The following is a 24220-nucleotide window of genomic DNA, read 5'->3' as shown; positions in this document are numbered from 1 at the left end:
AAGGAGAAGGATGGAGATAGACAAGAGCATACTGACTCAGTTATGCAGCCACAAAAAGGAGTTATCTGATTTGCGGCGCAGGAAAGAGGACAATGACAGGGAGATAGAGAGGCTTGAGGATAAGGGCACGGTCGTGTCAGACTCCGTGACATGCGGAAAGAAAGGGAAGAAGCCGCTTGGCACGAAGCGGATTACCGGATTCCCGATGCCGGAGTATGAAAAGCGGCTGAGGTACAAGCGCATATACAGCAATATGCTTGAGCGTCAAATCACAAGGCTGGATAAGGAGATCACGGAGGCAGAGCAGTACATAGAGAGCATTCCTGACAGCCGCATAAGGAGGATATGCAGATACAGGTGTCTGGATGATTCGCTGAGTTGGGGACAGATCGCACGCAGAATGGGACACCCACATACGGCGGAAAGTTGCAGGCAGGCTTTTGAAAGGGAAATTGGCATAAGAAAATAATGTTTGACCGTTCCGACCGTTTTACTTATGTTATTATTACAATGACAAAAGTGTATGGTCGTTAGACAGTGCACAATGTCTTCCCCCTGAGTTTGCAATGGGCCATCGGTAGGAACATCCTTCCGGTGGTTTTTTGCATGCAGAGGGACGTAACCCGGTTCGTTCGGTAGCGCGGCGGTGCTGAACCCTAAAATCAGATAGTGCAGTGCAAGGCACGAGAAATATTACTGCTAACGGGTACAGAGGCCCGTTAACGGGATGTAGCGCAGATGGTAGAGCGACTGCCTTATATGCAGCAAGCCCCTGGTTCGAGTCCAGGCATCCCGATTGTGGAGTTTTTGCGGTTTCTTCACAACATGTGAATCCATCCGACAAACCTCCTTATAAGATAAATAAAAAACCGCAAACAATAAGGAGAAAGAATATGTTAGATTGGGCACTGAATTATCAGGAAGAATTGATAAAAAAATTAAGAGAAACCTGGATGGATGATAGATATAAGTGGTATCATGCTGGAAACTTCTATGAGGATGTTAATATCAATCATGATACATGGACCCGCCATCAGTATGTTTCAGTTAGAAACGGAGAAGTCATAGGATCGATTGAATACCGGATAGATAGATCAAGCGAGTATGCATATGCTCTGGGGATAATCAATTTTGAGGATAAGCCGTCATTTGAGTTTGGCTATGATTTGGGAGAGGCATTAGACAAGATATTTTCCAGGTATGCTATACGCCGCCTGGAATGGTCTGTCATTATCGGAAATCCTATAGAAGAATCATATGACAGGATATGCAGGAAGTATGGAGGCCGGATAGTAGGGACGTATAAAAACCGTACAAGGCTGACAGATGGAAGATACTACGATGAAAAACTGTATGAGATAGAGTTAGCCGATTACATGGAGGCTAAGAAGAAGGCATAGGGAAGAGAGGTGATCCAGGGTTGGCTAAGTATCAAGAATGGATAGAGCCGGAAGGCTTGCTTAAGATCGAAGGATGGGCCAGAGATGGACTGACGGATGAGCAGATAGCAAAAAACATCGGCATAAGCCGAGAAACCATATACGCATGGAAGAAGCAGTACCCTGACTTTTCTAACGCCTTAAAAAAGGGCAAGGAAGTAGTAGACCGGGAAGTAGAGAATGCGCTGCTTAAAAAGGCTCTTGGATACGAGTATGACGAGGTTACGAGAGAAAGAGTGTTCAATGAAGATACTGGCAAGCCGGAGTTGATGGTTACGAAGATTGTAAAGAAGCAGATGGCCCCGGACACGACAGCACAAATATTCTGGCTTAAGAATCGAAAGCCTAGCGATTGGAGGGACAAGAGAGACTATAGCGTGGAAGGAGCCATGAATGTCAATAATCCATACAACGGGCTTACGACAGAAGAACTTAAGAAGTTGATTAAGGATGGATAAGGAACTAATCAGGCTGGGTGCCAGGACAGAACTTGCAAGACGCGAGTTCTTTTTTTATTGTCAGTTGAAAGCACCTGACTTCTACAGGGACGATAGGGAATACCTGGTACAGTTATGCAACTCGTTGCAGGAATTTGTTGAGTCTGACGAGGAAGTATGCATTGTCAATGAGCCTCCGCGGCATGGAAAGAGCCGTACGGCTGGCAATCTTGTAGAGTGGGTTCTTGGGAATGATCCCACGAAAAAGATTATGACCGGATCATATAACGAAACACTCTCGACCATGTTCTCGAAAAATGTAAGGAACAGCATACAGGCTGTGAAAGCAGATATGTATAAGCCAGTGTTCTCTGATGTATTTCCAGGAGTCCGCATTAAGTATGGTGATGCGGCAATGAAACTGTGGAGCCTTGATGGAGGATATAACAATTACCTTGCGACTTCACCCACTGGAACGGCTACGGGATTCGGGTGTGATCTGATGATTATAGACGATCTAATCAAGGCTGCAAAAGAGGCTTATAATGCCAGGGTGCTGGAAGAACACTGGACATGGTTCACCGATACGATGCTATCAAGGCTTGAAGAGGGCGGGAAGATCATCATAATAATGACGCGCTGGCACAGCGAGGATTTGGCTGGAAGAGTTCTTGAATGGTGCAAGGAGAAAGGCAAGAGATATCGCCATATTGCCATGAAGGCGCTTATAGACAAGGAGAGCCATACGATGCTGTGCCCCGAAATCCTTTCTTATGCTTCTTATATGGACAAGATTAGCGCAATGGGAGAGGACATAGCAAGCGCGAACTATAACCAGGAGCCTATTGATCTTAAGGGTCAGTTATACACGTCCTTCAAGACTTATGATGACGTTCCCCGGGATACTACAGGCAAGCCTCTATTTTCTTCCATCAGGAATTATACGGATACGGCAGACGAGGGAAGCGATTACCTGTGCAGTATTACGTATGGCGTATATAACAAGGAGGCCTATGTGCTTGATGTCATATATACTCAGAAGCCAATGGAGGATACGGAGCCGATGGTAGCAAAGGCATTATTAGAATATGGCGTGAACAGGGCGAAGATTGAATCGAATAACGGCGGTCGCGGATTCGCAAGGTCCGTAATCAACATACTTAAGCAGGAGTATAAGAGCAACAAGACCAAGGTCAAGTGGTTCCATCAGTCCGAAAACAAGACCGCAAGAATACTGTCCAACAGCACCTGGGTTATGAATCACATATATTACCCGAAGAACTGGAAAGACAGATGGCCTGACTACTACAAGGCAATGTACAAGTATCAGCGGGAAGGGAACAATGCACATGATGATGCACCAGACGCGACAACGGGAGTAGCGGAGAACACGGTACACTCTGGCGGCGTGTCTATGGGATAATGGAGGAATTATGGAATTAGAAATTGCTAAGAAAATGCTAAGATCGTATATGCCTGGACATGAAAAGTTCGTGGTTGAAGCGGATACTGCTAACAGGTATTACAGAAAGAAAAATGATATCATGACGATCAAGTGCGAGGATAAGATAGAGGATGACCCGCTAAGAAACGCGGACAATAGAATACCGAGCAACTTCTATAAACTGCAAGTCAACCAGAAAGCGGCATACGCATTTACGGACCCCGTGCTATTCGATGCGGGGAATGACCAGGCAAATGAAACCATTAAGAAAGCCTTGGGTGATGCATTCCAGAAGAAGTGCAAGGCATTATGCGTGCAGGCCTCTAATACATCCGTAGGCTGGCTGCATTACTGGAAAGGAGAGAACGGAGAATTTAAGTATTCGGTACTGGACTCAAGAGAGGTAGTGCCAATATGGAACAAGGAGTTGGAGAAGGAACTTAAGGCAGTACTCCGCACATACCGTGATATTGATGACGCTACAGGAGACGAGTATTACATTTACGAATTCTGGACGGATGAAGAGGCAGAATCATTCAGGCGCAGGATTGATAGCAATGGATATGACGCGCTGGAACCTTACCGCCAGTATCTTACGATTGACGTATCCGCTAATTCTGAGTCTTATGAGAGCGTCTATCAGCATGGGCTTGGGGAAGTGCCATTCATATTCTTCAACAACAACGATGAGGGCACGAATGATCTCAACGACATCAAGGAACTGATAGACTCCTATGACAAGATATATTCAGGATTCGTGAACGATCTGGAAGATATTCAGGAGATCATATTCGTCCTCACAAATTACGGTGGAGAGGCTGACAGTCCGACTGAAATACTACGGGAAATCAATAATACCAAGATAATCCAGGTGGAAAGCGAAGGGCCAAACGACAGATCAGGAATATCCACACTGGCAATAGAGATACCTGTAGAGGCCAGGGAGAAACTGCTGACAATGACCCGTAAATCTATCTTTGAACAAGGGATGGCGATTGATCCAGACCCACAGAATTTTGGTAACAGTTCAGGCGTGGCATTGGGATACCTGTACTCGCTTCTCGAACTTAAGACCGGATTCATGGAGACGGAATTCAGAATATCATTTAACAGGCTTGTGCGTGCCATCCTTAGATTCCACAATCTGTCAGCAGATAATATTGAGCAGACGTGGACAAGGACGAGCGTCACGAATGATGCGGAACTCTCAGACATAGCGCAGAAGAGCAAGGGAATCATATCAGATGAGACAATCGTACGCAGGCACCCTTGGGTAGATGACCCCACAAAAGAGTTTGAAAGGCTTGAAAAGCAGAGGAAGGAAAGGGAGCCGCAATGGGACAATGTTCCCAAAGCCGATGGAGGGTTAGCGGATGGAGAAGAAGAATAGCGCAGAGTATTGGGAGCAGCGTATTGCTAATACCACCTGGGAGATGTACAACACGATAGAAGAAAAGAACCGCAGAATATTGGAGTTCTACCTTGACGCAAGCCGACAGATCAGGGAGGAACTCTATTATATTGCCGAGAAGTACAGCCGGAACGGCACGCTATCGCTATCGGATATGTATAAGCGCGACCGCCTTGAAAAACTATGCAAGAGATACGAGAGCATTATCAAGTGTCTGGGCGAGGAAGTGCAGAACGAGGCCACTGAAAATATGCAGGATGGGTTCAAGGATGTGTATGTGGCAACAACAGAGTTCCTAGAAGTCCGTGGGATATCAGTCCCAAATAGAGAACTTATGGATAAGTTGATGAATGAACCCTGGAGAGGTGACAGTTTCTCTGGCAGGATTTGGAAAAATCAGAAGCAACTTGCGTTCGGCCTTAATGACATCCTCCTTGCTGGATTACAGCAAGGAAAGACAGCGACCGAAATCGCGATAAGCCTGCATAACTATACTGGCAACAGTTTTAATAGCTGCCATCGGCTTATACGGACAGAGACGATGCACTACCTCAATAGTGCGGTACTCATGGGATATAAGGATGGAGGCATAGAGAGTGTGAGGGTATGGGCGGCATTGGATGAGCGGACATGCAAGACATGCATGAGATATCATGATAAGGTATATCCGCTTGGAAAAGAGCCTATACTTCCACTTCATGCGAACTGCAGGTGCACATATTTGCCGGAAGTAGAATAGGAGGATTATATGAAATCGTTAAAGGTAACAGCAAATAAGAAATTGAAGATACAGTGTACATGCGGAAAAGCATTTGAGCCGACAGCGAAGATGATGATAGAGCATGTGCAGGATGATGGACTGATAGATGTATATTATCTCTGCCCGCACTGCAAGGCGAAGCACCATGTATGCTACATTAACAGCGAGATCAAGCGCATACAGAAGTTGATTGACAAGGCAAGGAGAACGAATAACCCGGAGGCCTGCAAGATATTATGTGACCGTAAGAAATATCTCATGGATGCTCTTAACAATCGCTTGTAGACAGACTCCCGAGGTGGTAATATATGGATATAATATATTTCAGGGAGGATTTGAAATGAAAAGGATTGTAAGTGTTTTATTTGTTACGGTTATGTGTTGCGTTATGATAGTTGGATGTGGTGGAAAAGATGATGTTACAAAATTGCCACATAATTCTAAAATAAGCATAACTGATAAAAAGTCAGATATTTTAGAAAAGGAAGAACTTGATACGGAAGATAATATATCTTATGTCTTAAGTGAACCGGGAAAAATTGATGGAAAAGAATATTCTGTTACTTACCAGTTCTCAAATACGGAATCTGAAATGGATTTGATTTCGTCAGTGTATTATGATTCGGAAGAAGCAACTTTGGATGATGCGAAGAAATATATAGAAGATGTATATGGAGAATTGGACAAAGATAGCACCGAAGGAAAATATGGCCCAGGGCAAGACGGAAGATATATAATTAAAAGTGATGGAAAGGTATGGACGATAGGATATTTTACAATGGATAATGGAGACACAAGAATAATAATTTCGCGTGACGCGTCATTAGAATAAAGAAAAAGCCACTTGCTTTTGCGAGTGGCTTTTTGATTGGAGGTGATGGGGTTGATTGTAAAGGTTATAAGGTCTTATTACGATGTGGAAAAGCACAGGAACATAGGACAAGGCGAAGAGATTGAGGTTTCCGAGTCAAGGGCAAGGCAATTGAAAAAAGCCGGGGTAATTCAAAAAAGAGCAGCAAAAACGAAGGACGCGTAAGCGTTCTTTTATTTTACCCTTTTTTAATGTTGCAGGGTATAAAGAACAACGGTACAGCCAATGCCGGGAGAGCCGGTAAAAATCTATGGAGGTGAAACAAATGGAATGGTTAAAGGAAATCTTAAGAAATGCGGTATACGGGGAAGATGGAAAGTTGGATGTGGAAAAGACATTAGAAAAAATCAGCAAAGAGGCACCGAAACACATTATATCAAAAAATGAGTATGACGCAAAGGTCACGGAACTTAATACTGCAAATGACACCATCAAGGATTTGCAGGAAAGCACTGAGGGAAATGAGGAACTGCAAGGAAAGATTGAGACATATAAGACAGAAATTCAAAACTTGCAGAAAGCGAATAAGGATATGCAGAAGTTATACAGGCTCAAGGAAGTAATTTCAAATGCTGGATGCACAGATGCTGACTATCTGATTTACAAGCATGGTGGGCTAGAGAAGTTCACGTTCGACAAGGACGGAAAGCCTGTTGGGGTAGATGAAATCGTGAAATCCTATAAGGAATCAATTCCTATGCTATTTCCTACTGGACAGAAGCATCAGAGTTACAATCCGCAGGGCGGTACAGGTGCAGCGACTACTAACCCATTCGCAAAAGAGACATTCAATCTGACGGAGCAAGGAAAAATGCTTAAGGAAAACCCCGCACAGGCACAGGAAATGGCAGCCGCAGCCGGAGTAACATTATAAGAACGAGAAAGGTTAAAAAGGTGATAACACATGGCAGGAACAACATTATCAGATGTAATTGTACCACAGTTATTTACGCCGTACGTAATCCAGAAGACAATGGAGAAATCGGCATTATATAACTGTGGAATTATTGTTAATGATACTAAATTTGACGAACTGGCTTCACAGGCCTCTCCACTAGTGAATATGCCGTTTTTCGAGGATTTGACGGGTGAGTCAGAGCCCGTAGTGGAGGGGAAGGATTTGACGCCGTCTGGAATTGAATCCGAGCAGGACGTTGCAGTAATCATCAGGCGCGCAAAGATGTGGAGTGCTACTGATCTGTCTGCCGCGCTTGCTGGAAGCGATCCGATGCTTGCGATTGCATCACTGGTGGCAGGGTTCCGCGCGCGTGATATGCAGAAGGAATTAGTTGCTATTCTAAAGGGAATTTTCGGCTCTTATACAGCATCAGAAGCGTCCTCGGCGACAACGCCACTTGCAAGCAATATATTAGACATTTCTGGCGGTTCGGGAACGTCGGCTAAGTGGAGCGGGTCTGCTTTCATTGATGCAGAACAGTTGCTTGGAGACAATAAGACGGCACTTACGGGTGTTGTAATGCATAGTGCTACGGAGGCGGCACTTAAGAAGCAGAATCTTATTGAGACCGTACAGCCATCGAATGACGTGTCGTTCGGATTATATCAGGGGAAACGAGTCATTGTGGATGACGGATGTCCTGTAACTGGCTCTGGCTCAAATCAGGTATTCTCTACATACCTTTTCGGTCAGGGCGCAATTGCGCTTGGTAATGGAAATCCAGTAGGATTCGCGCCAACCGAGACAGATCGGGACAAGAAGAAGGGTTCCGGTATTGACTACCTGATTAACAGATGGACGAACATACTTCATCCGCGCGGAATTCAGTTCACAAACGCCAAGGTAAGCAACAAGAAGGAAGGTCCTACAAGAGCAGAACTTTCTGACGCGCAGAATTGGAACCCTGTATATGAGCCAAAGCAGATCAGGATTGTGGAGTTCAAGCACAAACTGTAGGAGTTGATCGTATGGAAGAGAGAATATTAGAGAGCCTGCTAAAACGTCCTGGCTTGGGTGACAAGATATATATCCTTGATGATATGGTACATGATAGCGTTCTGGAAATCCGGGACGCTATCAACTATGAAAAAGACGAGGAGTTGCCAGAGGCATGTGAATTGGCAGTGAAAGAACTGACGCTTATCAGGTTCAATCGAGACGGAACAGAGGGCATAGCAAGCGAGAGCAATAGCGGAGTATCAGTGTCATATATCAATGAGTTGCCACCGTCAGTTAAGCGTGTCATATATCGGCACAGGAGATTACGCAGGAGGAGATAACATGTCAATAAACCGGGATATGAGCAGATACACGATTCAGGAAGAAAAGCGTGTCAGAAGTCCATCTGGCGGATTTAAGCCGGAATGGGTATATGTCTCAGAGGTCGATGTTGCGGTATATAAAATTGATGAAACCGTAATGCATGCAAGCGAGTTATACAAGGTATCAACACATACAGGGCTTACGCATCGAAAGGGGCTAAAGGCAGGAAAATATCGGATTAAGAATGATGATGCTGTATATATGGTGATGTCATGCAACGACTCCGGGAGGCTGTCAAGCCTGCTTCTTAAGGAGGTGACCACGGATGTCTGATAATGCGGGATTTGAGTCCAGCATGGATGCGGCAATGCTGGAAATCATTGCTGATGTAGGAAGGAATATGAAAACCGCGTGTTATGTTGTTGAGGCCGAGGCGAAAAAGAACTGCCCGGTAGATCAGGGCCTTCTCAGGGCTTCAATCACCAGCGAGGTTGATATCTCGGCCTCTGAGATAGTCGGCATGATAGGCAGTACGCTTGAGTATGCGCCTTATGTGCATGAAGGGACTGGAATCTATGCGAAGGATGGAAATGGCAGGAAAACTCCGTGGGGCTATACGGTGATGGCAGGAAAATACAAGGGATTCCATTGGACACGCGGGCAGAGACCGCAGCCGTTTCTGGAAGATGCGAAACTCTCAAAAAAATCATCCATAGAAAGGATTCTGGGAGGTAAATCGTAATGGAATTGGATATCAAGAATTACATAGAGTGCATGATCCCGGAATTTGCATCGCGGCTATATCCTGTAATGGTTGTAGACCCGGACGAAGGGATTAACATTGACTATACATTTACGGATATTTTATCGGGGCACTTGAGCCAGAGCCAGTTGACCCTTAATGTGATCTCAGACGACTATGATTCAGGCATGGATGCTCACAATAAAATTGCGAAACTGCTTGCAATGGAAGAGGACGCGCCATTCATATCATATGGAGATACAAGGTTTCGGTCGGTGCTTTCATCTGGCGGCGGCCGGATATTTAATGAGGATTTGCAGAAATGGGAACTGAAAAGATATTACCTGATAGATTGGAGGACAATTAATGGGAAATAAGAATAAGGATGAGATTTTGCTTGGAGCAGGCGAAGTCTACATGTACGAATTTGAGGGAGCAGAACTGCCACAAGATTCAACGATTGAGAGCGCAGATCACAACGTAGGGCATTGCAGTGGAGGGTTCTCTATAAACTATAAGCCGACCAAGTATGACGTTTTGAACCAGTATGAGAAAATCGTGAAATCGTTCATTACAAAAGAAGAGATTACGGCTAAGACGGGTGTGCTTACCTGGAACATGGAGAATATCTCGATGCTTTCCACGGGTGAGTATACAGAGGACAAGGAAAAGAAGGTAAGAACCATCGTGTTTACCGGAAAGGGAAAGTCGCTTAAGACGGTGCTTATGAGATTCGTTCATGAGAAGGAGAACGGGAAGAAGATCAGATTCACGATGATCGGACAGGGCGGCTCTGGATTCGCGCTTGAATTCACGGGCAAGGAACTGACGATTGATGCGGAGATATCGGCAATCAACAAGATTGACGGATTTCTGGCGAAGTTTGAGGAAGAACTTACAGATGAAGAGGCTGCCGCGATCGTAGCAGCATAGGAGAGCGCGATAATGCGCCCTCCTTATTTTTGATTGAAAGGGGATAAAAGATGCTGGACTTAGACAAGTATTTGGACAACAGTGTGGAAATGAGGATATGCGGGGAAGTCATACATGTAATGCAGCCTACCCTAAGAATGATAGACAAGGTAGATATGATCGAGAAGGATTTGACGGAAGATAATATCAACGATAAGCGGATGGATGTTGCAATCCTATTTATGAACCATAATAAGGAAGGACGGAAGTTCGAAAAACAGGACTTATATGACTGGACAACGGATGCAATTACTAATGTTATAAATACAATGTCAGTATTGCGATACGAAGCGGAATCAGACCCAAACTAATGATCCCCATTCCTCCTGGAGAAATTGGAAAGGCAATATGCGAAAAATATTTTCCGGAAGAGGAATGGGAAAAAGAGTATCGTTTAAAAACTGGAATTATTAGAAGGATAAGCGAGTATACGGGATTCAATTTTAACGAAGTTCTGGAACTGCCTTATCCTTATTTTTTGCTGCTGAACAAGGAGAGTTGGATCGCAAGTTACACCAAATCCAAGGAAGGCATGGAGATACTCAAGAACTTATGGAGATTGCAGCAGACCAAGGCTGATGAAAAATCAGTGAGAATGCATAGCGGAGGTGGATGTAATGGCGGCAGGAATTGAGTTAGCACCACTGGTAACAAAACTCAAAGTAGATACGGAACAATTCAAGAAAGACATGAAGAATGCCGCTACGCTTGGAAAGAGCGAGGCTGACAGGGTGGAGAAGAGCCTGTCTGGCCTGACAAGGACTGGACAGACGCTTGGAAAAGTAGGATCAGTGCTGACGAAGTCCGTAACCCTCCCAATTGTTGGCGTAGGCGTTGCAACAACCAAGATGGCGGTTGATTTTGAAAGCAATTTTGCGAAAGTGAGTACGCTGCTTGATGATGGCGTCGTGGATTTTGCGGAATATAAAGACAGCCTGATAAGCGGCTCGAATGAAACCAAGGTTGCGGTTGATGAGTATTCTGAATCCGTATATCAGGCCATATCCGCAGGCGTAGATCAGACCAAGGCGGTCGAATTCACGACTGAGGCCATGAAGTTGGCAAAAGGCGGATTCACGTCCGGCGCAAGCGCAGTGGATATCCTTACCACGGCGATCAATGGATATAACCTGAGTGCGGAAGATGCTACTAAACTGTCTGACATGCTGATTACCACCCAGAATCTCGGCAAGACAACCGTAAATGAATTGAGCAGCAGCATGGGCAAGGTAATCCCTATTGCCAGTTCTGTCAATTTTGGGATGAATGAACTGTCTGCATCTTACGCGCAGTTGACCAAGAACGGTATTGCCACGGCAGAGGCCGGAACATATCTTAAGCAGATGCTTTCCGAGTTAGGAAAAACAGGAAGTACGTCTGACAAGGCCCTTCGGGAACTGACAGGGAAAGGATTTGCGGAACTCAAGAAGGAAGGCGTTGCAACGTCAGACATTCTGAACATGATGAGCCAGTACGCAGAGAAGAACGGAATGACTCTGAAAGACATGTTCGGCTCAGTGGAGGCTGGATCAGCGGCATTGGTTCTCGCGAAAGGAAATGGTCAGGAGTACAATGGAATGCTGGACGCTATGAACAAGAGCGCGGGTGCTACGCAATCGGCTTTCGATAAAATGGATGCGACCCCAGCAGAGCAATTAAAAGGAGCCTTGAACAAATTAAGGAATGAAGGAATAAAGATCGGAGCGTCATTCATTCCAGTCATCACAAAAGTATCTGAGGTATTAAGCAAGGCAGGAGACGCATTTGCGGGGTTGTCAGAGCAGGAGCAGCAGAATGTTATAAAATGGATGGCATTGGCCGCAGCCGTTGGCCCTGTGCTTAAAGTGGTAGGCGGAGGGATAGGAACATTCACAAAATTAAGCAGCGTTATGAGCGGTGCGAGTACAGCGTTAGGTAGCCTTGGCGGAACTGGGCTGGTTGGCGGAATGGGAAGTCTCGCTTCTATCTGTGCGCCGCTTGTGGTCGGCGTTGCTGCTGTCGGAGCCGGAATGTACGCCGCCCACGAGAATACGCAGTTGATGAAGCGATCTGTGATAGAGTCATCCGATGAAATGTCGGGAATGGAAAAGGTGCTTGCGAAACTTAACGGCGTAGAAGTGAAGTCAAGGGAAGAGTTGGAAAAACTAGGGCTTGTACATAAGGAATTCTCAGATGATATCAGTAAGGAATTCCAGAAAGAGGTAGAAAAATCCACGGAGGCACTACAGGAATTCGGCGTATTTCTTAATGAGATTGGGTTTGATGATGTGATCTCGCAAGAGGAAAGCGCAGAATTTACAAGACGCGTATCGGAGATGTGCCAGGAGGCTGTTGATACCATATCTGGCAAGAAGGAAGAAAGCCAAAAGGCCTTGAAGGAATTATTTGTCGCTGATGATGAGGTGATAGATGAAAGCGAGCAGAGGGTATTAGATATACTTTCCAGGTCAAGCGATAACCAGATCAGCGAAGTGCAGAAACTACAGGATGAGATACTTGCTATCAAACAGGCGGCAGTAAATGAAGGCAGGGCATTAAATGACCAGGAGATTGCGGCAGTAGAGGAAAAGACGCAGAGAATCAAGCAGATCGAACTTGAAAATCTCGGTGGAACCCAGGAAGAGATCATGTATGCTAAGAATGAGTTTGCCGCGAGAGTCAAGAACCTGGATGCTAAGAGCGCGTCTGACTTGATGCAGGAAAAGGCGAAAGCGCGTGATGATGAGATCGTGCAGATTCAGGCATCATATGATACACAGATTGAAATGCTCAAGTCCAAAGCAGCAGAATGTACTGGCGCAGAGCGCGAGGAAATGGAGAAGCAGATTGCCAATCTTGAGAGCGATAAGCAGAAGAAAATTGATAAGCAGAATGAACTCTATGACGAGTATATGAACATCATCAAGGAGAAGAATCCTGAATTGCTGGATGTAATTAACAAGTTTAACGGAACGATACTTACGAATGAGGATAAGGCCTGTCAAGAAAGGCTCTACAATATGATGAATCATTATGACGGGCTGAACCAGATAACCGAAAGCGGATGCTATCAGATATATAATAAGGAAGCCGGAATGTGGCAGAATATGCGCGTTACGGTAGATGAAAATACTGGCGCAATTGTAGGCATATACAATGAATCTACGGCAGAATGCGGAGGATATACGGAAAAGATGGCGCAGGATGCTGAGAATATGGCAAGTAGGCAGAGCGGCGCATATCAGGCGATAGGCTCATCAATGGGCCTGTATGTAAGCAATACTGGCCAAATCATGGACGCAAATGGAAACGTAGTTAAATCTATGGATGACTTGAAACTGCATACGGACGGAACCAGGACGGGAATTGTCAACATCAACAATACGCCTTATAACATTACCGTAAACAAGGACGGGACGATATCAGCGTTACAGGAAATTAACGATAAGGCAGATTATGCAACAAGGGACAGGACTATTCATATTGCGGCGCAGTATATGGATAATCCCTCTATTGCGGCATGGGATGGAGTTACGGAACTTCACCACTTTAACGGTCTTGATAATGTTCCTTATGATGGATACAGAGCAGTATTGCATAAGGGTGAGCGAGTTCTTACTTCCGAGGAAAACAAGGAGTATTCATCTGGCAGGGACAATACCAATTATGACTATATCCGAAACATTGTCAGAAGCGAGATCAAGGGGATCGTGATAGAACTGAATGACAGGGAGATGGGCCGTGCATATTCCCGCTGGTCAGAAGGGAGGGCTTAGATGTACCCAGATATATGTTATGTGAATAGTAATAATGTGGTGCTTGATCTTACGTCCTTCCCTTATCTAGTCAATGATATCAATGAGATAACAGACTACTCATGGGATTACGAGGCCAACGATGCACAGAAGGTAGTGTCGTTTTCCCGTGGAGTATGCGAGATGCCCGTAACTATCAATATCCTTGCGAATACGCATGAAGAATATGTACAGGCACGAAAGAGGTTGTTTGAGGCACTGGAAACGGATGTGCTTAACAATGCGAGGGGGCGGCTGTACTATCATGGTCAGTATGTCCTCTGCAATGCCGTTACCAGCCAGAAGAAGGATTGGAACATGGGCGTTGATTTTGCGCTTGTATACATCAAATTTGTGACGGACTGGCCTTACTGGATTACGGAAGAGACTTTCGAATATCTGCCGTATTCTGGAGCGGAAAGCAAGAGTATTGGAGGCCAGAATTATCCGTACAATTATCCGCACAATTACACGAATACGCAGAAGGGGAACGGAATAATCCGAAATGAGCATTATTCTGACTGCAACTTCTCTATGACAATATATGGAAAAAGCCTGAATCCAAGGGTATCCATTAACGGACACGTGTATGAGGTGTTCACAAGCGTTGATGACGGCGAATACATGGTCATTGACTCTAAGAGCAAGACCATAAGGCGGTATAAGGCCAACAAGCAGATCGTCAACGAATTTGGTAGCAGGAATATGGAATCATCCGTATTCCAATTGATACCGACGGGCAAGAGCAATGTGATCTGGGATGGGTCATTTGGAATAGACATTACCCTGTACCACGAAAGGAGTGAACTGCTATTAATCTGATAATTGCGGATGCGAATGGAAGAGAACTCAGGTATTGGGATATGGAGAGGAACCTTGATCTTGATATAGGCGATACCAATGACTTCCAATTTGAAGTGTCGCTTATGGAGTGGAATCACTCGGGCCTTGATTATGGATATAGGCTATTCGTGCCAGGGACAGAATATGGGGGAGTTATAGGAGATATAGAGACATCAACGAAAAGAGGTCGGGTCATTGTACGCGGCGATACATGGCGCGGGATGATGGGGAAGAAGATAGTAGAGCCACCAAAAGGGTCATCACACCTTACTGTATCAGGAGAACTTAATTCCGTGATATCAGGAATACTTGGAAATTCGTTCGGCGATCTGTTTTCTGTTTCGCAGCAAGATACTGGAATTACAGTTGACTATCAATTCGATCGCTATACAACCATGCTGGACGGATTAGCCAGGATGCTATCTCAGGTGGGATATAGGCTGTCGATCAAGTACATAGAGTGCAATGACGGACCCGGATATGTGGAGATCGGCGCAGTAGAGGCTGTGGATTATTCAGAGAGCCTTGAATTCTCGCAGGACTATCATATCAATTTTACAGCCCGCGAGTGCAGGAACGGGATTAACCATCTCATATGTGCAGGAGAGGGAGAAGAGGAAAGCCGCCTTGTCCTGCATCTATATGCGGATGCGGACGGAAATATAGGCGAAACACAGTATTATACGGGGCTTGATGAAAGAACCGCGCTATATTCGTATACATCCATAAACGATGCGGAGGAATTAAAAAAGGACGGGATCGAGCGTTTCAAAAAACTTATGAATTACAAGAAGTTTGAGATGTCGGTAGACGATGTGGAACTTGAGGTAGGAGATACGGTATCCGGCAGAGATTATATAACAGGTATATATGTCAAGAAGCCGGTTGTTGGAAAGATACTTAAGATTACGGATGACAGGGAAACAATAGATTATACCATAGAAGGAGATGATTAGGTGGAACTCATAACAGGAGTGAGCGCAACGGATCACATTGATTCTCAAGATGATGCTGATTTTCAGAAAGCCATTACAGGCCCGGACAATTATGTGTTGAATATCGGTCGAAAGATGGAGGCTGAGTTATTGTCAAATAATGTGGTGCGTGTGCATGATGGCAGCCTGATCCACCAGGGAAGGCATGTAATTATACCGGAAGGAGAAAGCGAAGAGGTAATAATTGAATATGGTACGCAGGGGGAAAAGAGGATTGATCTGATTGTATCGGTGTACAGCAAGGATACCACAAGCGGAATAGAAACAGAGTTTCTTAAGTCCATCAATGGAACGCCATCCGTAGACAGTCCGGCTATTCCAAGCCATATAGATGGGAATATCAGGGCTGGAGATATATATTCTGAATTCCCTCTGTACAAGGTTACGCTTGACGGAATCAACATAGTGTCAATAGATCCATTGTATGAAGTGCTTACATCTATGGCAGAACTTAAGACGATGACAGATGAACTAAATAGAAAATTGGAAAACATCACTGAGTATGATCCTATCTCTGGCATCGGAATTAACTACTTTTCTGCCATTGAAAAATATAACAATGTATGCGTGAGCGGTAATATATGGATTGCCTCTGGATCTGGATGGAAAACTATAGCAAATCTCCCGGCTCCAGTTGCCGTTACACGATTCCCTGTCGGATATGGCACAGCCGTGACATCTGGCCAAATTACTGCATCTGGAGAATTGCAGATCAATCTGAAAGGTGGTACGAATACAGCCTATGAATTTTCAGTCAGTTACTTTTCTAAATAATCTATAAATTTTATCCCCAAAATCTTTCGGATTGCCGGAGTAGTCCAGGATTGGTTCTTATAGTTTGCAATGTTAATTTTGGTGCTGGTCGGAAAATTGAATTCCAGTTCCCAGAAAGTACTACTTCCTTGGTATACCCCAAGCGCAAATTGACCGTCATCCTTGTACACGATCGACGCTACTGGGACAACCATAGAAGTATTGGCGTATGTTCCGGGGCCACCGTATATAACCAGCAGATCATAAGGCGTAATGTCTGGTATATCGTACTGTGCGTGATTTGCGACTCCTGTATATATTTCATTGCACGCAGGCAATTTTCTATTTAGTTAAATATCGTAACCGTAAATCCGGAGCCGAAAGGCTCTTATTTTTGCGCTCTGCCGCACAGAAAGGATGTGATTATTTTGAAAACCATTTTCAACGATGGACAGGAACTGCAAATACAGCAGGCTTCCTTACAGGCAGATGGAGGCCTGCTGTTCAAGACGATCTCTGCAACCGAAGAGCAATTAAGGACAATGTTCTCGGATGCGTTCGCCACCAGGCGGATGACGATCCAGGAGAGGAATGCCACGGTAGCGGAGTATGAGAACTATACCAGATTTGACGCGATAGTCAAGTATACGGCCGGAATCATGGGCGTGCTGATGTACAAGGAGGGCGAAAGCCCGGACGACCGCATGAAGGCCCTTGAGGCGGCTAATGAGGCCTTAATGGAGAAGAACGACATGCTTGAACAGTGCATTCTTGAAATGTCGGAACTGGTATATCAGTAATGGTAACTCTATTAACATATCTAATTATATTTTTTCAGAGAAAGGAAGGTAAGGAAATGATGGCAATGTTATGGTCACAGCAGATTATGTTAGGAAAAAAGACGTATGAGCAGGTACCAAGGCTGCTTAAGGAACAGGTCAAGGAGATACTTACAGACTCCGGCATGGAGGAACTTGCAAAGGAAGTGGGGTAAATGAAGAAAATGGACAAGGTATTTAACTGGATCAGTATCGCCGGCGGGATCGTCGGCGGTTTTTTGTCCTATCACATGGGAGGATGGGACGTGATGCTTAAGACAATCGTGACACTGGCAATTCTTGATTATGCGACAGGGTGGATCAAGGGTATCTACAATAAGCGGATGTCATCCGAGATTGGATTCAGGGGAATCTTGAAGAAGGCTCTAATGTTCATCGTGATCGCGCTTTCATTCAAGATTCAGGAACTTATAGGCGGAACGATACCGCTGAGAGAAGTGGTGATTATGTTCTATATATGCAATGAGGCACTGAGCCTACTAGAAAATGCGGCAGAGTTCATACCGATACCGGAGAAACTTAAGGAAATATTATTGCAGTTAAGAGACAAGGATGGGGAGAATGGCGGTAGGGATAGCGCAGGCCGTTATTGACGGCCATTGTGCATGGCATACTGGTGGCAGACATGAGTACATGCGCTAATCAGATCATTAACCAGATTGGAAAGGATGAATAATGTACACCTGGGAGATAGACGATCTTGTGCGGGCAAGGGGCAATATCCTGTCCGTGCAGGAGTACATACAGGTATGCCGCAGTCCGCAAGTGGATCACATTAAAAGAGACGGAGACAGAGTCCAAATCTGGACTAAGGACGGCGGCTTCTGGGAGATTGAAATCAAGAAGTAGGATTCAGAGGGCTTGGAAACAGGCTCTCTTTTTGTGCGACATCGCACAGGAAGGAGAATATGATATGGGTTGGACAGAATATAGAGATGTATTAGATTCATGGTTCGGATACAGCGAGGCAAGAGGTCAGGATGATATCATTATTGATATCTACAATTCGCAGAGAGTGGAATCCTATAAGATGTCACATCAGGATCCGTGGTGCCACGCTACCATATCCGCGGCGGGGTACCAGTCAGGAAACCAGGGGAAAGTGCCTAACACAGCCTACTGCCCGTATGGAATCAACTGGTTCAAGGCAAGGGGATTATGGACAGGCCGATATGCAGGAAACTACGCTCCGGCTGTAGGAGATATCATCTATTACGACTGGGGCGGAGACGGAGTGTCAGATCATGTTGGAGCGATCATTAAGGTTAGTGGGAACACCCTCACCGTCCGCGAGGGAAACAGAAATGACATGGTATGTGACCGCGTGATCAGCAAGTGGAGCAATCTAATTATGGGCTATGGACGTCCAAATTGGGGAAGCGCCACTATCATTATGCCATCGCCGGTTGTTGTGGAATCCGGAAGCAATGGAGCCTATGGAATCCATAGAAAGGACCTTATCAGGCAGGGACAGCAGCATGCGATCAATTTCACGGGCGTTAAGATTGGCGTGGATGGAATCCGCGGACCTGAGACCAAGAAGGCGGCGATACGCTGCGTACAGCATGCCATGAATATGGACTACAATGCCGGACTGAAAGAGGACGGCATTTGGGGAAAAAAGACAGATGCGGCATTTGCACAGCATTATGTGTGCGAGGGCGAGACTCAGTACATGGTTACTGCATGGGAGATACTCCTGCTGCTTAACGGATATGATCCTAATGGCGTGGAGCATCCAGGAGAATTCGGAAGCGGATGCGCGGCGGCTACAAGAATGTTCCAGGGGGACAAGTCTCTGGTGCAGGATGAGGTGGCCGGAAGAAAATCATTCCTTACCGCAATCAATTAATAATATCATCACTAAGGCCCCGGAGCATAAAAACTCCGGGGCCTATTATTTGCGTCAGAAAACAAAAAGGCCTATCCCGCGTAAGCAGGATAGGCATGCCGCTAAGGGCATAGCCACGAAACGTGGCAGATGAAAATTAAAAATTTTACTGCAATCCACACCCCGAATGTTATCAGGATGGCTAATATATAAGTATAATACCCCAATTCTGGGAATAAGTCAACAAAAATGATAAATATGGACGGGATTTTATCTGCAAAATGCTTGACTATTGGTAACCAATGATATATACTATATCTATACAGTAGAAACCAGGGATCATAGAATGGAGGATATAGATATGGCATGGTATTACGGGACGTATTCCTGCGGTCATGAAGGAAGAGTGAACATCATAGGGCCTACCAAGGACAGGCAGTGGAAGGCAGACCGCCATTTTGAACATATGTGCCCTGAATGCTATGAAAAATGGCAGGAAGAAGAGCGCGATAGAAAGAGCCGGGAGGCTGCTGAAAAGTCCAAGGAAATGGAACTTCCAGAACTTGCGGGAACGGAGAAGCAGGTGAAATGGGCCATGACATTGAGGATATCCGCCATAGAGTCAATGCTGTGGATGATTGACAGGGTCAAGGATAGCGTCATGATCGAATGCGAGGATGGATCCAGGAAACAAATGGACAAGGAAGAATTGGCAGAGGCGGTCGATTGCGGATGCATGGCGCATACGGATGCGAGATTCTGGATAGACAGGAGATCCGAAGCGCATAAGACGCTGATCATCTTTGCAAGGGAATATCTGAAAAAGGAGGAAGAGATTCCCAAGGACGTGATGGAAGAGATGATCGATGAGGACATCCGGCTTGCAGTGGCACCGGAAAATCCGGTCAAGCCTGGAATAGTCAGGCTGTCAGTATCGGATTCAGGAAGCCTTGAAGCGCGCTACGTGAAGGATGATGATTTTATCGGGATCGTAAAGGAAAAGGGATTCCGGTGGAATGGAAGCGCATGGGAAAAGGCGATAGACGAATTCACAGGAGCCATAGATGACAGGGCGGCAGAGATCGGGAACGCGCTGCTGGCAAACGGATTCACGGTAATGTTCTACAGCGAATGGACAAGGCAGATGGCCATATCTGTAGGCTTTGAGGAAGAGACGGGAAGATGGATCAAGTGGAACGCGAAGCGGCAGATGTTCGCCATATGCTGGGACGGATATAATGACACGCTGTATCAGGCGGCCAGAAAACTCCCGGGAGCAGCATGGAGGGACGGATGCATGATGGTTCCGGCAGAATTTTATAGGGAACTGGATGATTTTGCCGAGACAATGGGATTCCGGTATTCGAAGCGTGCGAGAATGGAAGAGAAGCGCAAGGCAGAGGAGACGAACGGATACCGGAAAGCGGATGTCAGAGAGCCGGACAGGAAGAAGCCAACGGATGAGGAAAGGCTTCGCAAAGTCCTTGAATCATCCAGGGCAATCATAGAGGATCTGAAAGATGAGGCTTAAGAATGAACTCCTTCCGCACCAGAAGGAAGCGGTAGAAAAACTCATAGGGATCAAGGTGGGGGCACTGTTCATGGAGCAGGGGACGGGAAAGACGATCACTGCCCTTGAGATTGCCAGGATAAGATACGAGAAAAAAAAGATAGATGCCGTGATATGGCTATGCCCATGCTCGGCAAAGGAGAATATAAAGAGAGAGATCGTCAAGCAATGCCCGGACGAGATGCTGGGCATCTTCACGATCTGCGGAATAGAGACGCTCAGCACGAGCATACGGGCGATCTCATACCTGATATCCGTCAGCGAGAGGAAGCGGTGCTTTCTCGTCATAGACGAGAGCCTGCTTGTGAAGAACAGCCGCGCATATCGGACAGAGAACATACGCAGGATCGCGGAGAAATGCCCGTATAGGATGATCCTGAACGGAACGCCGATATCGAGGAACGAGGCAGACCTGTACGCGCAGTTCTATCTCCTGGACTGGAGGATACTGGGATATAGGAGTTACTGGAGTTTTGCGGCTAACCATCTGGAATATGACGAGTACGGGAAACTGAGGAACGTCCTGAACACGGACTATCTGGCAGAGAAGATAGGGCCGTACACGTTCCAGATCACAAAGGAGCAGTGCATGAAACTTCCGAAAAAGCATTATGAAACCTCTTATTTCTCTCTTACGGAAGAGCAGCTGCAAGAGTATGCGGAAGCCGCAGGCAGGCTGATGCTCGAGGTGGACGAATGGAAGCCGGAAACGATATACAGGCTTTTTTCGGGGCTTCAGGCCATCATATCGGGAAAGCGGCTCATATTCAATAAATCAGGTTCGCACTTCGATGCCGTAGAGATGTTCCATGACCCGATGGACAATCCAAGGATAAAAATGTTAATGAATATCCTGGCGGAAGAAAAGACGATCATATTCTGCCGGTACGAGTCAGAGATCGAGCAGATTTGCAGGATCATTCCGGGAGCGGTAAGATTTGACGGAAAGGTGCCGCAGAGAAAGAGGGATATCGCGCTTCGCCGGTTCGCCGGAGACAGCGACTACCTCATTGCGAATAGGAACTGCGCGGGATTCTCGCTGAACCTACAGTTCTGCCACAATATCATATACATGTCCAACGACTGGGATCTTGGGAAACGGATGCAGTCGGAGGACCGCGTTCACAGGCTCGGCCAGGGCCATGACGTATATATCACGGATATATGCGCCGAGAATACGATAGACGAGCAGATCCTGAAATGCCTCAGCAGGAAGGAGAATATCCTGGAATGTATCAAGAGCGATATCGGGAAGTCAGGGGACAGGATGAAGGCTCTGGAGAGATACGTGTATGGGAGCCGATACAGCCATGAAGTATTCGATTGCAATGAATTGGAGGATGAAGATGCCGAAGGTATATAAGGATATCAACGTATATGATGCAGCAATCCTGAGATACCAGACCGTTTTAAGGGAGTTTGATAACTATTACGTGTCAGTGTCAGGAGGAAAGGACAGTTCGATCATGCTGCAGCTGATGGCGCAGGAGGCGCGAAAGGCGGGAAAGAGGTTCTCTGTCCTGTATATAGATCTTGAGGCGCAGTACAAGGCCACGATCGACCACGTGAACGATCTGATAGATGCCACGAGGGATGTCGTGGACGAGTGGTACTGGGTGGCAATGCCGCTATCGCTAAGAAACGCGGTATCTGCAATACAGCCGAAATGGATCTGCTGGGATAAGAAGGACCGGGAGAAATGGGTGCGCGACTGCCCGAGCCGCAGGGACGATATCATCCTGTGCACGGAGGACGATCACCCGGAAGGCTGGGACTGGTTCTTCCGCGGGATGGAATTCGAGGAATTCATCCAATGGTTTGCGAAATGGTATAACGAGAAGCATGGCGGGAAGACGGCGGCGGGAATCGGCATACGGTCAGACGAGTCGCTGAACCGGTTTCGGACGATCATCAGTGGGACAAAGGAGCGATACAAGGACTACGGATGGACTACGAGGGCGCACTGCAAATCAGAGGCGCTGGACTGCTGGAACTTCTATCCGCTCTATGACTGGAGGACAGAGGATGACTGGACGGCGGTGGCAAGATACGGACTCCTGTTCAACGAGATCTACGAGCTGATGAATAAGAACGGGGTATCCATATACGAGCAGCGCCTATGCCAGCCGTACGGGGATGACCAGCGGAAGGGGCTTGATCAGTTCCGAACGCTTGAGCCGGAGACGTGGGAAAAGGTCCTGGACCGGGTGTATGGCGTAAACTTCGGGAACATCTATTGCAGATCCTCCCTTCTCGGGAACATCAGGTCGGAAAAGCCGGATGGAATGACATGGGAGCAGTACGCGGTATTCCTGCTTGAGAGCATCGGGATGTACGCCCCGGAAGTGCGGGACCACTACTACAGGAAGATATCAACGTTTCTTGGATGGTATGAGAAGCAGGAGGGCATATCGGCCGACAATATCCCGGATGAGGCAGACAGGAAACTAGAGTCAGCCAAGAAGGCCGCGTCATGGAGGAGGATAGCGCGGGCGATCGAGAAGAACGACTTCTGGATGTCGAGGCTTTCCTTTGGAGAGACCAAGTCCGACGTGAAGCGCCTGTTCGAACTGAAGAAGAAATACAGCAACATCATCAGGCCCAGGGACACGGACAGCAAGAGGCTCAAGAGGATAGCGGAGAAAATGGAGGCGGAAGAGCATGGACAAGAGAATGAATAGGATAGAGGAACTAGCGCGCGAACTGTCAGAGGAGATCGGATGCCTTGATGATAAGGAAAAGGTAGAGGCGCTGAATCACGCAAGGAGATGCCTGCACGAGGTCAGCCCGTTCAGGGACGAGCCTTGCGACTGCATACAGTGGGTAAGGCAGGAGGACGTACATGCGAACGAGTATAATCCGAATCATGTCGCTGGCCCGGAAATGAGGCTGCTTTACGAGTCGATAAAACTTGACGGGTACACGATGCCTATTGTAACCTATGACTTAGGGGATGGAACCCGGGAGATCGTGGACGGGTTCCACAGAAACCGCGTGGGAAGGGAGCATGCAGACATCCGAAACAGGGTGCATGAATATCTCCCCGTGTCAACGATAGACAAGACGGAGGATGAGAGGATAGGATCTACCATCCGCCATAACCGGGCGCGTGGAACTCATGGAATCCGCCCAATGTCGGAAATCGTCCTGGAACTATCGCAGATGGGATGGGATGACGAGAAGATATGCAGGCGGCTTGGAATGGATCTGGATGAGGTCATAAGGCTGAAGCAGATCACAGGCCTGAAGGAAGCATTCATGAACCATGAGTTCAGCAGATCATGGGAAGAATTCAAGGGGAAATACTATGAGGAATAGA

The 24220-nt window shown here is 46.4% G+C and carries 31 protein-coding genes and 1 tRNA gene; all 32 read left to right on the top strand.

What is annotated here, in order from left to right:
- The first annotated feature begins 10 nt into the window (after nt 1–10).
- The 32 genes from HDCHBGLK_RS01535 (at nt 11) to HDCHBGLK_RS01395 (ending at nt 24219) form a co-directional block, all read left to right on the top strand.
- Entirely contained in the window at nt 11–469 is a 459-nt protein-coding gene (locus tag HDCHBGLK_RS01535) for a hypothetical protein (protein ID WP_004605851.1), read from the top strand.
- A gap of 254 nt (nt 470–723) precedes the next feature.
- Nucleotides 724–796, top strand: a tRNA-Ile gene (locus tag HDCHBGLK_RS01530).
- Between the two features lie 97 nt (nt 797–893).
- Nucleotides 894–1400, top strand: coding sequence for a GNAT family N-acetyltransferase (locus tag HDCHBGLK_RS19180; RefSeq protein WP_233440726.1), 507 nt, complete (start codon nt 894–896; stop codon nt 1398–1400).
- A gap of 20 nt (nt 1401–1420) precedes the next feature.
- A complete protein-coding gene (locus HDCHBGLK_RS01520; protein WP_004605850.1) occupies nt 1421–1897 on the top strand; it encodes a transposase in 477 nt (158 codons plus the stop codon).
- On the top strand, nt 1890–3299 hold the full coding sequence (gene terL / locus HDCHBGLK_RS01515; protein WP_004605849.1) for a phage terminase large subunit: 1410 nt from the start codon (nt 1890–1892) through the stop codon (nt 3297–3299). The genes HDCHBGLK_RS01520 and terL overlap by 8 nt, the downstream gene beginning before the upstream one ends.
- 10 nt (nt 3300–3309) lie before the next feature.
- Nucleotides 3310–4710 (top strand): phage portal protein, encoded by a 1401-nt coding sequence (locus HDCHBGLK_RS01510; RefSeq protein ID WP_004605848.1) that lies wholly within the window; start codon nt 3310–3312, stop codon nt 4708–4710.
- Nucleotides 4694–5470, top strand: coding sequence for a minor capsid protein (locus tag HDCHBGLK_RS01505; RefSeq protein WP_004605847.1), 777 nt, complete (start codon nt 4694–4696; stop codon nt 5468–5470). Before HDCHBGLK_RS01510 ends, HDCHBGLK_RS01505 begins: the two co-directional genes overlap by 17 nt.
- Nucleotides 5471–5479: 9 nt before the next feature.
- Complete coding sequence (locus tag HDCHBGLK_RS01500) at nt 5480–5776, top strand: hypothetical protein (RefSeq protein ID WP_004605846.1); 297 nt, start codon at nt 5480–5482, stop codon at nt 5774–5776.
- A gap of 55 nt (nt 5777–5831) precedes the next feature.
- Nucleotides 5832–6323 (top strand): hypothetical protein, encoded by a 492-nt coding sequence (locus HDCHBGLK_RS01495; protein WP_039909447.1) that lies wholly within the window; start codon nt 5832–5834, stop codon nt 6321–6323.
- A 51-nt stretch (nt 6324–6374) separates the two neighbouring features.
- Nucleotides 6375–6527 (top strand): hypothetical protein, encoded by a 153-nt coding sequence (locus tag HDCHBGLK_RS18725; protein ID WP_154648385.1) that lies wholly within the window; start codon nt 6375–6377, stop codon nt 6525–6527.
- A gap of 100 nt (nt 6528–6627) precedes the next feature.
- Nucleotides 6628–7236 (top strand): phage scaffolding protein, encoded by a 609-nt coding sequence (locus HDCHBGLK_RS01490; RefSeq protein ID WP_130574551.1) that lies wholly within the window; start codon nt 6628–6630, stop codon nt 7234–7236.
- A gap of 30 nt (nt 7237–7266) precedes the next feature.
- Nucleotides 7267–8277, top strand: coding sequence for a major capsid protein (locus HDCHBGLK_RS01485; protein WP_004605842.1), 1011 nt, complete (start codon nt 7267–7269; stop codon nt 8275–8277).
- An 11-nt stretch (nt 8278–8288) separates the two neighbouring features.
- Complete coding sequence (locus HDCHBGLK_RS01480; protein WP_004605841.1) at nt 8289–8600, top strand: phage head-tail connector protein; 312 nt, start codon at nt 8289–8291, stop codon at nt 8598–8600.
- A gap of 1 nt (nt 8601) precedes the next feature.
- Entirely contained in the window at nt 8602–8916 is a 315-nt protein-coding gene (locus HDCHBGLK_RS01475; RefSeq protein WP_004605840.1) for a phage head completion protein, read from the top strand.
- Nucleotides 8909–9325: an HK97 gp10 family phage protein gene (locus HDCHBGLK_RS01470; RefSeq protein ID WP_004605839.1), complete on the top strand. Its 417-nt coding sequence runs from the start codon at nt 8909–8911 to the stop codon at nt 9323–9325. Before HDCHBGLK_RS01475 ends, HDCHBGLK_RS01470 begins: the two co-directional genes overlap by 8 nt.
- Nucleotides 9325–9702, top strand: coding sequence for a hypothetical protein (locus HDCHBGLK_RS01465; RefSeq protein ID WP_004605838.1), 378 nt, complete (start codon nt 9325–9327; stop codon nt 9700–9702). Before HDCHBGLK_RS01470 ends, HDCHBGLK_RS01465 begins: the two co-directional genes overlap by 1 nt.
- Nucleotides 9692–10258 carry a hypothetical protein gene (locus tag HDCHBGLK_RS01460; RefSeq protein WP_004605837.1) on the top strand — a complete coding sequence of 189 codons (567 nt, stop codon included), beginning with the start codon at nt 9692–9694 and terminating at the stop codon, nt 10256–10258. Before HDCHBGLK_RS01465 ends, HDCHBGLK_RS01460 begins: the two co-directional genes overlap by 11 nt.
- Before the next feature lie 50 nt (nt 10259–10308).
- Entirely contained in the window at nt 10309–10608 is a 300-nt protein-coding gene (locus HDCHBGLK_RS01455; RefSeq protein WP_004605836.1) for a hypothetical protein, read from the top strand.
- Nucleotides 10608–10931: a hypothetical protein gene (locus HDCHBGLK_RS01450; protein ID WP_004605835.1), complete on the top strand. Its 324-nt coding sequence runs from the start codon at nt 10608–10610 to the stop codon at nt 10929–10931. The genes HDCHBGLK_RS01455 and HDCHBGLK_RS01450 overlap by 1 nt, the downstream gene beginning before the upstream one ends.
- Nucleotides 10915–14052, top strand: coding sequence for a phage tail tape measure protein (locus HDCHBGLK_RS01445; RefSeq protein ID WP_004605834.1), 3138 nt, complete (start codon nt 10915–10917; stop codon nt 14050–14052). Before HDCHBGLK_RS01450 ends, HDCHBGLK_RS01445 begins: the two co-directional genes overlap by 17 nt.
- Entirely contained in the window at nt 14053–14892 is an 840-nt protein-coding gene (locus tag HDCHBGLK_RS01440; protein ID WP_004605833.1) for a hypothetical protein, read from the top strand.
- Between the two features lie 41 nt (nt 14893–14933).
- Nucleotides 14934–15869: a Gp37-like protein gene (locus HDCHBGLK_RS01435; protein ID WP_004605832.1), complete on the top strand. Its 936-nt coding sequence runs from the start codon at nt 14934–14936 to the stop codon at nt 15867–15869.
- On the top strand, nt 15870–16682 hold the full coding sequence (locus HDCHBGLK_RS01430; RefSeq protein WP_004605831.1) for a hypothetical protein: 813 nt from the start codon (nt 15870–15872) through the stop codon (nt 16680–16682). It abuts the gene before it with no gap.
- 398 nt (nt 16683–17080) lie between these two features.
- Entirely contained in the window at nt 17081–17461 is a 381-nt protein-coding gene (locus tag HDCHBGLK_RS01425) for a hypothetical protein (protein ID WP_004605829.1), read from the top strand.
- Nucleotides 17462–17517: 56 nt separating this feature from the next.
- The gene (locus HDCHBGLK_RS18720) at nt 17518–17655 is read left to right on the top strand and encodes a hypothetical protein (RefSeq protein ID WP_154648384.1); all 138 of its coding nucleotides are present in this window, start codon (nt 17518–17520) and stop codon (nt 17653–17655) included.
- Nucleotides 17656–18093 (top strand): phage holin family protein, encoded by a 438-nt coding sequence (locus HDCHBGLK_RS01420; protein ID WP_004605827.1) that lies wholly within the window; start codon nt 17656–17658, stop codon nt 18091–18093. It abuts the gene before it with no gap.
- Nucleotides 18094–18175: 82 nt separating this feature from the next.
- Complete coding sequence (locus HDCHBGLK_RS18715; protein ID WP_004605826.1) at nt 18176–18349, top strand: hypothetical protein; 174 nt, start codon at nt 18176–18178, stop codon at nt 18347–18349.
- A gap of 64 nt (nt 18350–18413) precedes the next feature.
- A complete protein-coding gene (locus tag HDCHBGLK_RS01415; protein ID WP_050755126.1) occupies nt 18414–19352 on the top strand; it encodes a CHAP domain-containing protein in 939 nt (312 codons plus the stop codon).
- A 340-nt stretch (nt 19353–19692) separates the two neighbouring features.
- Entirely contained in the window at nt 19693–20862 is a 1170-nt protein-coding gene (locus HDCHBGLK_RS01410; protein WP_039909441.1) for a hypothetical protein, read from the top strand.
- Entirely contained in the window at nt 20852–22264 is a 1413-nt protein-coding gene (locus tag HDCHBGLK_RS01405) for a DEAD/DEAH box helicase (protein ID WP_004605823.1), read from the top strand. The genes HDCHBGLK_RS01410 and HDCHBGLK_RS01405 overlap by 11 nt, the downstream gene beginning before the upstream one ends.
- Nucleotides 22194–23582, top strand: a complete 1389-nt coding sequence (locus HDCHBGLK_RS01400; RefSeq protein WP_233440724.1) for a DUF3440 domain-containing protein — start codon at nt 22194–22196, stop codon at nt 23580–23582. The genes HDCHBGLK_RS01405 and HDCHBGLK_RS01400 overlap by 71 nt, the downstream gene beginning before the upstream one ends.
- Nucleotides 23563–24219 carry an IbrB-like domain-containing protein gene (locus tag HDCHBGLK_RS01395; RefSeq protein ID WP_004605821.1) on the top strand — a complete coding sequence of 219 codons (657 nt, stop codon included), beginning with the start codon at nt 23563–23565 and terminating at the stop codon, nt 24217–24219. The genes HDCHBGLK_RS01400 and HDCHBGLK_RS01395 overlap by 20 nt, the downstream gene beginning before the upstream one ends.
- Nucleotide 24220: the final 1 nt, after the last annotated feature.

It is taken from the genome of [Clostridium] scindens ATCC 35704, from assembly GCF_004295125.1.
GTDB lineage: Bacteria > Bacillota > Clostridia > Lachnospirales > Lachnospiraceae > Clostridium_AP > Clostridium_AP scindens.
This window is presented reverse-complemented; position numbering and strand designations above follow the sequence as displayed.